The following is a 15079-nucleotide window of genomic DNA, read 5'->3' on the forward strand; positions in this document are numbered from 1 at the left end:
ACAGGTCCGCCCCGTGACTGATGCCCCCTCCCAGGACGCCGCCGCCGGCGCCTTCTCCCGCCTGCCGCTGGCCGCCGAGCTGCTGGCCACCCTGGAGTCGCTGGAGTACCGGCGCATGACGCCGATCCAGGCCGAGAGCCTGCCGGCGATGCTCGCCGGACGCGACGTGATCGCCCAGGCCAGGACCGGCTCGGGCAAGACCGCGGCCTTCGGGCTGGGATTGCTGGCGCGGCTCGCCCCGGCGAGTTTCCGGGTGCAGGGGCTGGTGCTGTGCCCGACCCGGGAACTCGCCGACCAGGTCGCCGAGGAGCTGCGCCGCCTGGCCCGCGGCCTGCCCAACATCAAGGTGCTGACGCTGTGCGGCGGCGCCCCCCTGGGGCCGCAGCTCGCCTCGCTGGCCCACGGCGCCCACCTCGTCGTCGGCACCCCGGGGCGAGTGGAGGAACACCTGCGCAAGGGTAGCCTGGCGCTGGGGGACCTCGACACCCTGGTGCTGGACGAGGCCGACCGCATGCTCGACATGGGCTTCCAGGCGACCCTGGAGGCGATCATCGCCGCGACCCCCGAGGATCGCCGGACCTGGCTGTTCAGCGCCACCTACGGCGAGGGCGTTCGTCCGCTGGCCGAGGGCCGGACCCGCGACCCGGTCTCGATCTCGATCGCCGAGACCCACGACCACGCCACCATCCGCGAGCACTTCTACCGGGTGGCGGACGACGCGGCGCGTTTCGAGGCCCTGCGCCGGCTGCTGTTGCACCGGCGCCCGACCTCCAGCCTGGTGTTCTGCAACACCCGGCAGGAGACCCGCGAACTCGCCGAGGCACTGGACGAGGCGGGCATCAGTGCCCTGGCGCTGCATGGCGACCTGGAGCAGCAGGACCGCGACCGGCTGCTGGTGCTGTTCGCCAACCGCAGCGCCTCGGTGCTGGTGGCCACCGATGTGGCGGCCCGGGGGCTGGATATCGCCGATCTCGATGCGGTGTTCAACTACCGGATCGCCCGGGAGCTCGAGGTCCATGTGCACCGTGTCGGGCGTACCGGCCGGGCCGGCGGCCAGGGCATGGCCTGCACCCTGGTCGGCGAGGACGAGGGGCATCGGCTGGCGCGCCTCGAGGCCTTCCTCGGCCAGGCCCTCGAGACCGAGGCGTTGCCCAGCCTGCGGGGCACGCCGGCGCCCCTGCGGGCGCCCATGGCGACCCTGCAGCTCGGCGCCGGCAAGCAGCAGAAGATCCGCCCAGGGGACATCCTCGGGGCCCTCACCGGCGAGGGCGGCCTCGACGGGGCGCGGATCGGCAAGATCAAGGTGCTCGCACGCAGCACCTATGTGGCCGTCGAGCGCGAGTTCGCCGAGCCCGCCCTGGCGCAGCTGAACGGTGGCCGCCTCAAGGGACGCACCTTCCGCGCCCGTCGTGTCCGCCGTTGATGCCTGACGCCGCTTACCCCACTCGCGCCTCTGGAGTGATGCAATGAAGATTCCCAGGCGATTGCAGCCGCTGGTCGATGACGGCCTGATCGACGCGGTCCTCGGCCAGCTGATGAGCGGCAAGGAGGCCCAGGTCTACGTGGTGCGCCGTGGCGAGGAGCATTGCTGCGCCAAGGTCTTCAAGGAGGCCAGGCAGCGCAGCTTCAAGCAGGCGGTGCAGTACCAGGAGGGCCGCCGGGGGCGCAACAGCCGCCGTGAACGGGCCATGGCCAAGAAGACCCGCTATGGCCAGCGGGAACAGGAGCAGGCCTGGTTGAATGCCGAGGTGGAGGCGCTCCAGCGGCTGGCGGCGGCGGGGGTCCGGGTGCCGGCGCCGCTGGGCTTCGTCGACGGCGTGCTGCTGATGGAGATGATCACCGGCGCCGACGGCCTGGCGGCGCCGCGCCTCGATGACGTCACCCTGGGCGCCGAGCAGGCGGTGGCGCATCACCATGCCGTGATCCGTGAGGTCGTGCGCATGCTGTGTGCCGGCCTGGTGCATGGCGACCTCTCCGAGTTCAACGTACTGCTCGATGCCGCGGGGCCGGTGATCATCGACCTGCCCCAGGCGGTGGATGCCGCGGGCAACAATAGCGCCGCCATGCTGCTCCGGCGCGACGTCGACAACATGCGGGCCCATTTCGGGCGGTTCGCCCCGGCCTTGCACGACACCGACTATGGCAGGGAGATCTGGGCGCTCTACGAGGCCGGTGAGCTGCATCCGGACAGCACCCTGACCGGGCGCTTCGCGGGGGATACCACGGCCGTGGATGTGGACGAGCTGGTCACCCTCATCGAGGATGCCCGGGAACAGGAGGCCTGGCGCCTGGCGCGGGAAGCGCAGGACGAGGAGTAGCCCGGCAGGCGGGGCGAGCCTTGCTACACTGGGGCCTGTCGTGCCCGCCGCCCGGGCACGTTCGCGATGGGCCAAGGGGCCCGTCATGGAGCTCAAGAAAGATACAGGAGGTATCGTCATGCGCCGTTCCATTCCCGGAATCGCCGCCGTGCTGCTCGGCGGCACCCTGCTGGCCTCGCCGGCCCTGGCCGAGGAGATGCCGCGCCAGGCGCCGCCGGAGGGAGCCGAGGTCGACATCATCGCGCCACAGGACGACGCCAGCGTCTCGGGACCGTTGACCGTCCGCATGGGGCTCGAGGGCATGGGGGTGGCCCCGGCCGGCATGGAGGCCCCGAACACCGGCCACCATCACCTGCTGATCGACACGCCGCTGGCGGAGGTCGATCTCTCGGCCCCGCTGCCTTCCTCCGACCAGACCCGTCACTTCGGCGGCGGCCAGACCCAGACTACCCTGGAGCTGCCCGCTGGCGAGCACACCCTGCAGCTGCTGTTCATGGACCATCGCCACCTGAGCTTCGATCCGCCGGTGGTCTCCGATCCGATCACCATCACCGTGGAGTGATGTCCCGGCGCGGCCGTCGGCCGCGCCGAACCTTTTCGCGTCCTGTGGTCAAAGCGCGTACTCGACCGCCGTGCGACAGGATGTTCCCCGATGAAAAGGATGTTTCTCTTTGCCTATTTCCTGCTGACCGCCGTCTTCCTGGTGGGCTGTGCGGCGCTCGAGCGCGCCGGCAAGCACGAGCCGGCGCTGGGCGAGCTGCCGGCAAGCTTCCGCGGTGAACTGCCCTGTGCCGACTGCGAGGGCATCCGCTATCACCTCTCGCTGTTCCCCGATGGGGTCTATACCCTGACCACGGCCTACCTGGGAGCCGATGACCGCCGCCGCTTCCACGAGCGCGGCGAGTGGTCGCTGGATGGCAGCCGCCAGACCCTCACCCTGGTGGGCGGCGACCAGGGACCGCGGCTGTGGCGCCTGCGCGATGCCGACACCCTCGAACTGCTCGACCTGGAGGGGCGCGAGATCGACTCCGAGCTGGACTATCGGCTGCGGCGCACCGAGGCCTTCGTGACCGAGACCCTGGAGGACACCTACTGGAAGCTGGTCCGCCTCGGCGATACCCCGGTGACGGTGCCGGCCGAGGGGCGCGAGCCGCACCTGGTCCTGCATGGCGAGGACAATCGGGTGGCCGGCGCCACCGGCTGCAACCGCCTGGCGGGTGCCTACCTGCTGAGGGGCGAGGCGCTGCGCTTCGGCACGCTGGCCGGTACCCGCATGGCCTGCGGGACTTCGGCCCCCCTCGAGGCGCGCTTCCTGGCCGCCCTGGAGGCCACGGCCGGCTACCGCGTACTGGCCGACCATCTCGAGCTCTACGATGCGCGGGGCCGGCTGCTGGCCCGCTTCGTGGTGCGCCACCTGACCTGAGCCGTGCCTCGCCACGCCAGCGGCCGCCCCGAAGGGCGGCCGCTGGCGTCATGGGCGTGGTCGGCGAGGCGGACGTCAGTCCAGCTCGGCGCTGTGGTAGACGTTCTGGACGTCGTCCAGCTCGTTGAGGCTGTCGAGCAGCTTGTCGAACATCGCCACGTCGTCGCCCTCCACCGGGGTGGTGGTCTGGGGCACGAACTGGATCTCGTCGACCTCGAAGTCGAGCTCGCCGAAGGCATCGATCAGCGCCAGCTTGGCCTTGGCGTAGTCGGTATGCGGCGCGAAGACGGTGATCCGGCCATCCTCGTTCTCGATGTCGGTGACGTCGACGTCGGCCTCCATCAGCGCCTCCAGGGTGGCCTCCTCATCCTCGCCGGCAAAGGCCAGGATGGCGCAGTGGTCGAACATGTGGCTGACGCTGCCGGGGGTGCCGAGCTTGCTCTTGGCCTTGTTGAAGCAGGCGCGTACGTCGCCGAAGGTGCGGTTGGGGTTGTCGGTCAGGCACTCGACGATGACCATGCAGTTGCCCGGGCCGAAGCCTTCGTAGCGGGCCGGGGAGTAGTCCTCGCCGCCCACGCCGCTGGCCTTGTCCAGCGCCTTGTCGATCACGTGGGACGGCACCTGGTCCTTCTTGGCGCGATCGATCAGCCCGCGCAGGGCCAGGTTGCCATTGGGGTCGACGCCGCCCTGCTTGGCGCAGACGTAGATCTCGCGGCCGTACTTGCTGTAGACCTTGGTCTTGGCGGCGGCCGTCTTGGCCATGGATTCCTTGCGGTTCTGGAAGGCCCTGCCCATTGCATTTGTCCTGTTGCGTCTGGTCTCGTGCCAGGATTCTACGAAACCGGGCGGTGCGGTAACAGCCTTATTTGCCCGGTCGCCCGGCCCGTCCCGGCTACACTGGCGGGAGGTCCCCTGCGCCTGGAGCCCCCATGGATCACCCCCGCTATCGCCACGTTCTCGCCGAGGCCCTCGGCGGCAGCGAGCTGCCCTTTCCCGAGGCCGAGCTCGAGGCCCGCTGCACGCGGCTGCGTGCCGCCATGCGTGAGGCCGGCCTCGAGGCCCTGCTGCTCACCGACCCGGCCGATATCCACTACCTCACCGGCTACCACACCTTCGAGGTCTCGGTGCATGCCTGCCTGGTGGTCTCGGTGGAGCGGCTGGTGCTGCAGGTCGCCTCCATCGAGACCGGGCCGGCGGTGGTCACCGCCCGGGTCGACGAGATCCTCGGCTACCGCTGGGAGGGGGTCGAGGAGGTCGTCGAGCCACTGGCCGAGGTGCTGTCGCCGTTCCACACCATCGGCATCGACGCCATGGGCGCCGGGCTGCGCCTCGGGGTGATCCAGCCCCTCCAGGCGCGGCTGGGCGCCGAGCGCTTCCGCCACGAGGGGGGCGAGCTGCTCGACCGGTTGCGTATCGTCAAGAGCGCGCTCGAGCTCGAGTGCCTGCGCGAGAGCGCGCGCATCACCTCGGCGGGGCTGCGCGCGGCCATGGCGACCATCGCCCCCGGGGTGACCGACAACGAGGTGGCCGCGGAGGGCGCCCGGGCGATGCTGGCGGCGGGTAGCGAGTTCATGAGCCTGCAGCCCATCGTCACCAGCGGGGCGCGCAGCGGCACCATCCACGTCAACCACAAGCGGCGGGTGATCGCCCGGGACGAGCCGGTGTTCCTGGAGTTCGGCGCGGCCTTCCAGCGCTACACGGCGCCGATGATGCGCACCGCCGTGGCCGGCCGGGCCGGCCCCGGGATGCACGAGCTCCGCGATGTCGGCCGGGGGATGTACGAGGCGCTGATCGCGGCGATGCGCCCGGGCCGGAGCTTCGACGATGCGGCGCGGGCCGCCGAGGCGGTGCTGGCGCCCCACGCCGACCGGGTGTTCTTCTCGGGCGTGTTCGGCTATGCGGTGGGCGGCCAGTTCCCGCCCAGCTGGGTCGAGGGCAGCGGCTACATCGCCCGCGGCCAGGCCCGCGAGTTCGAGGCCGACATGGTCTTCCACCTGCCGCTCTGCCTGCGCCTGCCGGGGCAGTGGGGCATCGGCCTGAGCGACACCGTGCGGGTCACGCCCGCGGGGGGCGAGCCGCTCACCGACAACGACTGGCGGCTGCACGAGGTTCCCTGACCCGGCGCGTCGCCGATCCGGGTGGTTGGCGGCGCGCCGGGTCAGGGGCCATGCTGATAGGGCCCCGCCGCCACCGGTCGGGGCGCCATCCAGCCGAGCAGGAGGAGGATGTCATGACGCAGACCGTCACGGCGGCCTACGACAGCGAACTCAAGGCCCGGAACGCCTTCGACGAACTGGTCTCCGACGGGTTCCCCCGCGAGTCGCTGTTCCTCGACGAGCAGGCCCGGGAGCTCAAGGTGATCATCGGCGACTCGGCGCAGCGGGAGGTCGAGGAGGTCCTCAACCGCCACGAGCCGGCCAAGCTCTGGAGCCGTCCCTACCCGAACGAGTGAGCTGCCGGAATCGCATTGCTGGGGCGCAGGCCCCGCCCCAACGCCGAGGCGCGCATGTTCCGCTTCTTCGAGACCCTCGTGAATCCCTACCCGGCGGGAGAGCCGCAGGTCCCGCCTCGCGGCCTGCTGCCGTTCATCCTGCACTTCTCCCGCCCGGTGCTGCCGCTGCTGGTCGCCATGTCGCTGGTCACCGCCCTGGTGTCGGCCGCCGAGGTGCTGTTCTTCAGCTACATGGGCGAGCTGGTCGACTGGCTGGCCGATGCCGAGCGCGAGGGCTTCTTCGCCGCGTACGGCTGGCGCCTGGCGGGCATGGCAGCACTGGTGGTGATCGGCCTGCCGTTGCTGACCCTGCTCCAGTCGTTGCTGACCCACCAGAGCATCTTCGGCAACTACCCGATGCTCGGCCGCTGGCTGGCGCATCGACACATGCTGCGCCAGAGCCTGGCCTTCTACCAGGACGAGTTCGCCGGGCGGGTCTCCCAGAAGGTCATGCAGACGGCCCTGGCGATCCGCGAGACGGTGATGAAGCTGATGGACCTGATGGTCTACGTGCTGGTCTACTTCGCCGGCGCCATGTTGCTGATGGGCCAGGCCGAGCCCTGGCTGATGGCGCCGCTCGGCGCCTGGCTCGCCGGCTATGTGACGATCATGTGGGCGTTCGTGCCGCGGCTGCGGCGGGTCTCCATGGACCAGGCCGATGCCCGGGCGCGCATGACCGGGCGGATCGTCGACAGCTACAGCAACATCCAGACCATCAAGCTGTTCGCCGATACCCGGCGGGAGCAGGACTACGCCCGCGACGCCATGGAGCGTTTCATGGCCACGGTGCACCGCCAGATGCGCCTCGCCACCCAGCTGACGCTCTCCCTGACGCTGCTCAATTCGCTGCTGCTGGCCGCTGTCGCCGCCACGGCCATCGGGGCCTGGTACCTGGAGGCGGTGTCCCTGGGCGCGATCGCGGTGGCCATCGCGCTGGTGATGCGTATTCGCTTCATGTCCAACTGGATTCTCTGGGAGGTGGCCGGGCTGTTCGAGAACATCGGCACCGTGCAGGACGGCATCAACACCATCGCCCGCCCCCCGGCGGTGCTGGATGCCCCGGATGCCGGGACGCTCTCGGTATCGCGGGGCGAGATCCGCTTCGAGGGGCTGCGCTTCGGCTATGGGCAGGCGGTGGGGGAGGCCCGCCCGGTCTTCGACGGGCTCGACCTGACCATCGCCCCGGGCGAGAGGGTCGGCCTGATCGGTCGCTCGGGGGCCGGCAAGTCGACCCTGGCCAACCTGCTGCTGCGCTTCTACGACCTCCAGGGCGGACGCATCCTGATCGACGGCCAAGACATCGCCGGGGTGACCCAAGAGTCGCTGCGGCGGCATATCGGCATGGTCACCCAGGACACCTCGCTGCTGCATCGCTCGGTGCGCGACAACCTCCGCTACGGCAGCCCCGCGGCCAGCGAGGCGGATATCCGCCGGGCGGTGCGCCAGGCCCATGCCGATGCCTTCATCGAGGAGCTGGTCGACTCCCAGGGGCGACGTGGCCTGGACGCCCATGTCGGCGAACGGGGGGTGAAGCTCTCGGGCGGCCAGCGCCAGCGCATCGCCATCGCCCGGGTGCTGCTCAAGAACGCGCCGATCCTGGTGCTCGACGAGGCCACCTCGGCGCTGGACTCCGAGGTGGAGGCGGCCATCCAGGAGCAGCTCTACGCCCTGATGGCGGGCAAGACGGTGATCGCCATCGCCCATCGGTTGTCGACCATCGCCATGCTCGACCGGCTGGTGGTGATCGACGCGGGACGCATCGTCGAGACCGGCAGCCATCAGGAGCTGCTCGCCCGGGACGGCCTCTATGCGGCGCTGTGGCGGCGCCAGTCCGGCGGCTTCCTGGGGCTCGAGTGCGACGGCGAGGCCGAGACGGCGTTGTCGGCACCGGTGTCCGGGGCCTGAGCCCACACCTCAGACGAGGCGCCTGCGGAATCGCTGGCGAGCTCAGCCGGAGGCGGACGATCCCGCCGTCAGGGCCGACAGCGAGAGGCGCTGCCGCCCCTGGGCATCGAAGTTGTCCGGTGACAGCCAGCGCCGGAGGATCGCCTCCAGAGCCGGCCATTCGCCGTCGAGGATCGAGAACCAGGCGGTGTCGCGATTGCGCCCGGCATCGAGTGGCTCGACGCGGACCCGGCGCCCGGTCAGGGGGGCGTCCGGGAGCGGCGTCGCTCCCTGCCAGTCGGGCATCGCCTCGCCGATGGGCTGGCCATGGGGGCCGAGTGCGCTCGGCGCGGCGTTCCTCGCATTAGCCGTCATGCGCGTCGCCCTCCCTGCCATAGGCCGCGGTATAGGCCCCCAGTTGCCGGGCCAGCGGATCGGCGCTGTCGCCCAGCCCGGCCAGGACGCCGGCCTGGTCGACCCGCGAGCGGTTCAATCCCAGCTTGGCCTTGCCCTGCAGATCGTCCAGGCGGATCCGGAAGCCGACGACCCCCGCGAGCAGTCGTCGGCGATAGGCGTTACTCAGGATCTCCGCGTCGTCGAGCAGGTCGGGCTCGTACTTGGCCACCAGGGTGTCGAAGGCCGCCTGAGTGGCATCGTCGTCGAGCCGCTCGAAGACGCCGCCGGCATGCACGGCCACATAGTTCCAGGTCGGCACCGCCGGCCTGGCGGCGTACCAGCGGGGGGAGACATAGGCATGCGGGCCCGGGAAGGCGGCCAGCACTCGCTGGCCCCCCAGCTCGCGCCAATGGGGGTTGGCGCGGGCGAAATGGCCGTAGAGGGTGCCCAGTTCGCCTTCGCCGCGCTCCAGCACCAGGGGCAGGTGGCTGGCCCGCAGGCTGCCGTCCACGAGCATCGCGAAGCCATGGGCATCGATCAGCGCCTGGGCCTGCGTCAGGGACATGCGGGTATCAGGGGGTCGGTACATGGGGGCTCCGTCAGTCGAGGCTCAGGGCGTAGTGATGGAACGCTCGATCGCGCTGCCAGCCCTGCGATGCGTAGAGGGATTGGGCGGTCCGGTTGTCGATGCCGGTGGACAGCTTCAGGTGCCGGACGCCTTCGGCCAGGGCCAGGTCGCGGGCGGCCTGCAACAGGGCGCGGCCGATGCCCCGGCGACGGGCATGGGGCGCCACGAAGAGGTCGTTGAGTTGCCATAGCGGCGCCAGGCGCACGGTGCTGAACAGCGGGTAGAGCTGGACGAAGCCCTGCAGGACCCCCTCGTCGTCGTGCACCAGCAGGTGGGCGTCGCCCAGCCCCAGGCGCCTGGCAATGAAGCGGCGGGCGGCGACGGGATCGGAAGCCTGGCCGTAGAAGACCCGATAGGCGTCGAGCAGCTCGCCGAGGGCCTCGACATCGGCGAGCCGGGCATGGCGGATGGGCATGGTGATCTCCTCCCTGTGGGCAGCGGTGACACCATCGGAGTCTGTGGGCATAGTGGTTCCCTGGTAAGGACCAGTTATGGGGAAAATCATGGAACCGGTTGTCGCCGTTCATGCCGACTGGGTCGGCGAGGCCCTGGGTATCGAACTGACGCGAACTTCTTCGCTGCCGCTGGCCCGCCGCCTGTATCGGGCGCTGCGGGCCTGGGTGCAGTCGGGACGCCTGGCCAGCGGCTGCCGGTTGCCGTCGTCTCGGCGCCTGGCCCGGGATCTGGGGGTGGGGCGCAATACGGTGCTGGAGGCCATCGATCAGCTGGTCGCCGAGGGGTTCCTGGAGACCCGCCCCGGCGCCGGCACCTTCGTCGCCGACCTGCCGTTCGGCGGTGTCGAGGCGGTATCGGGGGAAGTGCCGGGGGAGGTACCGGAGGCGTCGCTGTCGTCGCGCGGCGAGCGGCTGCTGAGGTTCTGTGCCCCGCCGGGCGGCCATCACGGCGCCTTCCCGCCGGGGGTACCGGCCCTCGACCGCTTTCCCCGCGAGCTCTGGCAGCGGCTGCTCAAGCGTCACCAGCATGACGCCCCCGAGGCGTGGCTGGACTATCGCACCCAGGGCGGGGTGACGGCGCTGCGCGAGGTGCTTTGTGACTACCTGCGGCTGTCGCGCTCGGTGCGCTGTCGCCCGGAGCAGGTGCTCGTGGTGCAGGGGGCCCAGCAGGGCTTCGAGCTGATCGCGCGGATGCTGGGCGACCCGGGCGACGTGGTGTGGATGGAGGAGCCCGGCTACGGCGGCGCCCAGGCCTGCTTCGATGCCGCCGGCCTCGAGCTGGTGCCGGTCCCGGTGGATGACGAGGGCCTGGATCCCGGACGCGTTCCCCCCGGCCATGCCGGCCCGCGCCTGATCTACGTGACGCCCTCCCATCAGTATCCCTGCGGCGTGACCATGAGCCTCTCGCGGCGGCTGGCGTTGCTCGAGGCGGCCGAGACGCACGGCGCCTGGATCGTGGAGGACGACTACGACAGCGAGTTTCGCTATGGCCAGCGCCCCATCGCCGCCCTCCAGGGACTCACCGAGTCGGCTCGGGTGATCTATGTCGGTACCCTCAGCAAGGTGCTCTATCCGGGGCTGCGGCTCGGCTACCTGGTATTGCCCGAGGCCCTGGTGGCGCCCTTCCAGCGTGCCAATGCCCGCCTGCACCGCGAGGGGCAGTACACGGTGCAGGCGGCGCTGGGGGAATTCATCGCCGCTGGCCACTTCTCGCGGCATGTGCGCCGCATGCGCGACTGCTACCGGGGGCGCCAGGCGCTGCTGCGTCGGGCGCTGGCGCCGGCCGTGGCGCGGGGGCTCGTGCTGTCGGAGGGCCAGGCCGGCATGCACCTGGTGGCCTGGCTCGACGACCTCGCCCTCGAGGCGACCCTGGTCGCCCGCGGGGCGGCCAACGGCGTCACCCTGTCGCCGCTGTCGGGCTACTACCTGGCGGCGCCGGGGCGTCCGGGGCTGGTGCTGGGCTATGCCGGCACCCGCGACGACGAGATCCTGCGGGCCGGGCGCTGGCTGGCGGAGGCATGGCTGTCGCTGGTCGAGGAACGAGCGGTGTCCTCTTGATGCCGCAGTCTTCCGCCGTCGGGCTCAGGGGCGCCAGGCGAGGGGATGGTTGGGGCGCAGTACGCCGTCCTCGTCCCAGTCGTTCCAGCCGCTGAAGGGAATCGGCGATTCCGTATCGAGCCGCGTCAGCCGTTCGGCCCAGGCGGTCTTTTCGTCCTCGAGCCGGGCGCGGAAGCCGGCCTCGTCCTGGTAGCGCAGCCCGCCGCCCTGGACGCCATAGACCACCTGGGGCGGCAGCACCGTCATGCCCAGATAGGCGAGCGAGCAGTGCATTGGCCACAGCAGGGTGGCCATGTCGCCGCCGCGGCCCCGCGGCGAGAAGGCCGCGGCCGGCGAGCCGGTGGTCACCGCGCATAGCGCCCGCACCCCGGCCAGGCGCCCGCGGTCGTAGCGCATGCTGCCGGAATAGAGGCCGCCGTAGACGCAGACACGGTCGAACCAGCCCTTGAGCATCGCCGGTGGGCCGTGCCACCACAGCGGGAACTGGAAAATCACCAACTCGGCCCGCAGCAAGCGCGATAGCTCGCGCTGCACCGGGTCGGGGAGGGTGCCGGCCTCGAAATGGTGGCGCTGCTCGGTCAGTGCCGAGAAGCATTCGGGCTCGGCCCGCGGGGCGAAGTTTGTCGCGCGCTCGACCGGGTCGAAGCCCTCGGCGTAGAGGTCGGCGACCTCTACCTCATGACCCTGGTGGCGCAGGGTGTCGGCGGCGGTATCGGTCATGGCGCCGTTGAAGGAGTGGGGCTCGGGGTGGCTGTGGACGATCAGGACTCGCATGGCGGTCTCCGGGTCGCAGGGGATGTCTCGGCAGGCTAGCCTGTGCGTTGATGTACGAATATTCCCCATTTCTTCAAATGGAGTTTGCATGGATGAACAATCGCTCGGCTGGGATGACCTGCGGGTGACCCTGGCGGTGGCCGAGACGGGGTCGCTGTCCGGGGCTGCGCGCCGGCTGGGCGTGAGCCATGCCACGGTGTTCCGGCGGCTGGGCGCCATCGAGCGGCGGCTGGGTGTGCGGCTGTTCGAGCGCGGACGAGCCGGCTATGCGCCCACGCCGGCCGGCGAGGAACTGGCCGGCACGGCGTCACGGGTCGCCGCTGAGGTGGCGGCGGCCGAGCGTCGGCTGGCGGGGCGCGACCTGCGGCTGGCCGGCACCCTGCGGCTGACCACCACCGATACCCTGCTGATGGGCCTGGTGTCGCCGATCCTGGCCGATTTTCGTCGGCGACATCCGGCGATTGATCTGGAGGTCGCCGTCTCCAACCAGCTGTTCAATCTCTCGCGGCGCGATGCCGACCTGGCGTTGCGGCCGACCCGCTCGCCACCGGAGCACCTGGTCGGCCGGCGGCTGGGCGACATCGCCCAGGCGGTCTATGTGCGCCGCGGTGCGGCGGCGACCGAGAGCGCCTGGGTGGGGCCCGATCGTCACCTGGGCGACGCCGCCCTGGAGGCTTGGATGGGCGCCCGGACGTCGGGCGCGGCCTACCGGGTCGATACCCTGCTCGGCATGTTCGCGGCGGTGCGCGAGGGGCTGGGCCAGGCGGTGCTGCCCTGTTACCTCGCCGATGCCGAGCCGGCCCTCGAGCGACTCGGCGCGCCGATCCCCGAGCTCGTTACCGGCCTGTGGCTGCTGACTCATCCCGATCTGCGTCGGGTGGCGCGGGTCCGAGCATTCATGGAGCACCTCGCCGGGGCGCTCGAGACCCGTGCCGCCCGATTGGCCGGCACGGGCGTCGACTGAGCCGGCCGGGCGAGGATTCACTATCCTGCTGACGAAAGCATGGCCGAGTCGCCATGCGAGCGTCACGGAGGAGGAACCCATGCTCAAGGCGGTATTGCTCGATATCAGCGGTGTGCTCCATGAGGACGGCGTTGCGTTGCCCGGTGCCGTGGCGGCGGTGGCCCGCCTGCAGGCGGCGGGGCTGGTGCTGCGTTTCGTCACCAACACCTCGCGCAAGACCGGGGACACGGTGCATGCCGACCTTCGCGGGATGGGCTTCGACGTGGAGCGCGAGCAGGTCTTCACCGCCCCGGCCGCGGTTCGCCACTACCTGGTACGGCATGGACTGCGCCCCTACCTGCTCATTCACGAGGGACTCGAGCCGGAGTTCGCGGACCTCGCCGGCGATGACCCGGATGCGGTGGTGCTCGGCGACGCCGAGTCACGCCTGGACTATCGGCACCTGGACGCGGCCTTCCAGTGCCTGCAGCGCGGGGCGCCGCTGCTCACCGTGGGCACCAATCGCTACTTCCACCAGCAGGGCAGCCTGCACCTGGACGTGGGCCCCTTCGTGCGTGCCCTGGAGTATGCGGCCGACACCCGGGCCACGGTGCTCGGCAAGCCCGCCGCGGGCTTCTTCCGTGCCGTGCTGGACGACGCCGGGGTCGCGCCGGAGGAGGCGTTGATGGTCGGCGACGACGTCGACTGCGACGTGGCGGCGGCGCGGGAGCTGGGGATCGAGGCCTGCCTGGTGCGCTCCGGCAAGTACCGGCCCGGCGACGAGGCGCGAGTCCCGGGGGCGGCCTGCGAGGACGGCCTGGCGGCGCTGGTGGCAGGGCGTTTCCCCGAGGCCTGAGGCCTCGCGATGGCCCGCCACGAGACGCTGGCCTGGCTGCTGCCTGCTTGCCTGGATTATAGCCCCCAGGCCAGGCCCAGGCCGGCGAGCAGCGACACCGCCATGGGCACGGCAACCCGTCGCCCGAGTCCCGGGTTGCCGACGGTCGCGGCCATGCCGGCCTTGATGACGTTGTTGACCGCCGCGGCGATGACGATGCCGAGGACGACCGTGTCCGGGGCGATGGTGCCGTGGGACAGTCGGGCCAGCGACAGGGTGACGGCACCGACATCGGCCATGCCGGAGGTGGCGGCCAGGAGGTAGACCCCGGCATCGCCCAGCCAGTCCTGGAGCCAATGGCCGAGCAGCATGATCACCGCCAGCAGCACACCGAACAGCAGTGCCATGCGCAGTTCCAGGGGGTTCTGGTTCAGTTCCGGCCGGTCGACCTTGGCCGCCCGGCGGTGCGAGCGCCAGATGAGCAGCGCGGCCACATAGAGCAGCATGGCCATCGCCGTCACCGGCAGCGCCAGCGGCGCGAGCAGGGCCGGGTTGATCACCAGGCAGTAGAGCAGGATGCGCGGGAACATGGTGCCGCAGGCGATCAGGATGCCGGCCGCCAGCAGTGGCGAGAATTCCTGGTGTTGCCGCGACAGCCGGGCGAAGTGCAGGGTCAGGGCGGTGGAGGAGCTCAGCCCGGCGAACAGGCTGGTGAAGAGGATGCCCCTCTCCGGCCCTCCGACACGGATGGCGAAGTAGCCGACGAAGGAGATGGCCGCGACCAACACGACCATCCACCAGATCTCGTACGGGTTGAGGGCCGCTCCGGGCCCCATGGCGCGGTCGGGCAGCAGCGGCAACATCACCACCGAGATCAGCAGCAGCTTGAGGCCGGCGTCCATCTCGTGGGCCTGTAGCTGGTTCAGCAGGCCGTGGATCTCGCGCTTGTTGTCGAGGATGACCGCGGTGATCACGGCGCAGGTGGTGGCCAGGGCCAGGTCCACGGCCACCGCGATGGCGCCGAAACAGAAGGTCAGCAGCAACCCCACCAGGCCGGTGATGCTGTAGTCCTGGCTCAGGGGCATGCGGGCCCGGTAGGCCGCCAGGGCGGAGCCGGCCACGGCGAGAAACAGTAGCGGGAAGGCCCATTCGGTCACGGCGTCGGCGAGCAAGGCGGCGATGCCACCGAGCAGCCCCACCAGGGCATGGGTTCGCACCCCGGCGATGCGTTCGCCGGCCTCCCGCCTCCGGGCGACCCAGCCTCGCTCGATGCCGATCAGGGCCCCCAGCAACAGGGCCACGGCCAGCCGGATGGCCATCTCGTTGCCGACGATGAACTGCTGGGTGACCTCGTCCATGCCTGGGCGGCTCCTCT

At 70.8% G+C, this 15079-nt stretch carries 16 protein-coding genes; 10 read left to right on the forward strand and 6 right to left on the reverse strand.

The window, feature by feature from the left end; genetic code table 11:
• The first annotated feature begins 13 nt into the window (after positions 1-13).
• From dbpA to FHR97_RS05155, 4 genes are all read left to right on the forward strand, one after another.
• Entirely contained in the window at positions 14-1423 is a 1410-nt protein-coding gene (gene dbpA / locus FHR97_RS05140) for an ATP-dependent RNA helicase DbpA (protein ID WP_183382704.1), read from the forward strand.
• A 43-nt stretch (positions 1424-1466) separates the two neighbouring features.
• On the forward strand, positions 1467-2318 hold the full coding sequence (locus FHR97_RS05145; protein ID WP_183382705.1) for a PA4780 family RIO1-like protein kinase: 852 nt from the start codon (positions 1467-1469) through the stop codon (positions 2316-2318).
• 118 nt (positions 2319-2436) lie between these two features.
• Positions 2437-2880: a DUF4399 domain-containing protein gene (locus FHR97_RS05150; protein WP_183382706.1), complete on the forward strand. Its 444-nt coding sequence runs from the start codon at positions 2437-2439 to the stop codon at positions 2878-2880.
• 90 nt (positions 2881-2970) lie between these two features.
• The gene (locus FHR97_RS05155; RefSeq protein WP_183382707.1) at positions 2971-3741 is read left to right on the forward strand and encodes an META domain-containing protein; all 771 of its coding nucleotides are present in this window, start codon (positions 2971-2973) and stop codon (positions 3739-3741) included.
• A 75-nt stretch (positions 3742-3816) separates the two neighbouring features.
• On the opposite strand, the gene FHR97_RS05160 is transcribed toward FHR97_RS05155, so the two are convergent.
• Complete coding sequence (locus FHR97_RS05160) at positions 3817-4536, reverse strand: YebC/PmpR family DNA-binding transcriptional regulator (protein WP_183382708.1); 720 nt, start codon at positions 4534-4536, stop codon at positions 3817-3819.
• Between the two features lie 134 nt (positions 4537-4670).
• Here FHR97_RS05160 and FHR97_RS05165 point away from each other — a divergent pair, with 134 nt between their 5' ends.
• From FHR97_RS05165 to FHR97_RS05175, 3 genes are all read left to right on the forward strand, one after another.
• On the forward strand, positions 4671-5858 hold the full coding sequence (locus tag FHR97_RS05165) for a M24 family metallopeptidase (protein WP_183382709.1): 1188 nt from the start codon (positions 4671-4673) through the stop codon (positions 5856-5858).
• Positions 5859-5971: 113 nt separating this feature from the next.
• Positions 5972-6193: a hypothetical protein gene (locus tag FHR97_RS05170; protein ID WP_183382710.1), complete on the forward strand. Its 222-nt coding sequence runs from the start codon at positions 5972-5974 to the stop codon at positions 6191-6193.
• A gap of 54 nt (positions 6194-6247) precedes the next feature.
• Positions 6248-8137, forward strand: a complete 1890-nt coding sequence (locus FHR97_RS05175) for an ABC transporter ATP-binding protein (RefSeq protein ID WP_183382711.1) — start codon at positions 6248-6250, stop codon at positions 8135-8137.
• A 42-nt stretch (positions 8138-8179) separates the two neighbouring features.
• On the opposite strand, the gene FHR97_RS20135 is transcribed toward FHR97_RS05175, so the two are convergent.
• The 3 genes from FHR97_RS20135 to FHR97_RS05190 are packed head-to-tail and all read right to left on the reverse strand — an operon-like array spanning position 8180 to position 9555.
• Positions 8180-8491, reverse strand: coding sequence for a hypothetical protein (locus tag FHR97_RS20135; RefSeq protein ID WP_221187692.1), 312 nt, complete (start codon positions 8489-8491; stop codon positions 8180-8182).
• Complete coding sequence (locus FHR97_RS05185; protein WP_183382712.1) at positions 8481-9101, reverse strand: FMN-binding negative transcriptional regulator; 621 nt, start codon at positions 9099-9101, stop codon at positions 8481-8483. The genes FHR97_RS20135 and FHR97_RS05185 overlap by 11 nt, the downstream gene beginning before the upstream one ends.
• A gap of 10 nt (positions 9102-9111) precedes the next feature.
• The gene (locus tag FHR97_RS05190; protein WP_183382713.1) at positions 9112-9555 is read right to left on the reverse strand and encodes a GNAT family N-acetyltransferase; all 444 of its coding nucleotides are present in this window, start codon (positions 9553-9555) and stop codon (positions 9112-9114) included.
• Positions 9556-9643: 88 nt separating this feature from the next.
• Here FHR97_RS05190 and pdxR point away from each other — a divergent pair, with 88 nt between their 5' ends.
• Entirely contained in the window at positions 9644-11152 is a 1509-nt protein-coding gene (gene pdxR, locus FHR97_RS05195; RefSeq protein ID WP_183382714.1) for a MocR-like pyridoxine biosynthesis transcription factor PdxR, read from the forward strand.
• 24 nt (positions 11153-11176) lie between these two features.
• On the opposite strand, the gene FHR97_RS05200 is transcribed toward pdxR, so the two are convergent.
• Complete coding sequence (locus tag FHR97_RS05200; protein WP_183382715.1) at positions 11177-11926, reverse strand: NAD(P)H-dependent oxidoreductase; 750 nt, start codon at positions 11924-11926, stop codon at positions 11177-11179.
• Between the two features lie 88 nt (positions 11927-12014).
• Here FHR97_RS05200 and FHR97_RS05205 point away from each other — a divergent pair, with 88 nt between their 5' ends.
• Positions 12015-12890, forward strand: a complete 876-nt coding sequence (locus FHR97_RS05205) for a LysR family transcriptional regulator (protein ID WP_183382716.1) — start codon at positions 12015-12017, stop codon at positions 12888-12890.
• 79 nt (positions 12891-12969) lie between these two features.
• Positions 12970-13725 (forward strand): TIGR01458 family HAD-type hydrolase, encoded by a 756-nt coding sequence (locus FHR97_RS05210; RefSeq protein WP_183382717.1) that lies wholly within the window; start codon positions 12970-12972, stop codon positions 13723-13725.
• 56 nt (positions 13726-13781) lie between these two features.
• Here the strand turns inward: FHR97_RS05210 and FHR97_RS05215 are convergent, their stop codons facing one another.
• Positions 13782-15062 carry an MgtC/SapB family protein gene (locus FHR97_RS05215; RefSeq protein ID WP_183382718.1) on the reverse strand — a complete coding sequence of 427 codons (1281 nt, stop codon included), beginning with the start codon at positions 15060-15062 and terminating at the stop codon, positions 13782-13784.
• Between the last annotated feature and the right edge of the window lie 17 nt (positions 15063-15079).

Source organism: Halomonas stenophila (assembly GCF_014192275.1).
Classification (GTDB): domain Bacteria; phylum Pseudomonadota; class Gammaproteobacteria; order Pseudomonadales; family Halomonadaceae; genus Halomonas; species Halomonas stenophila.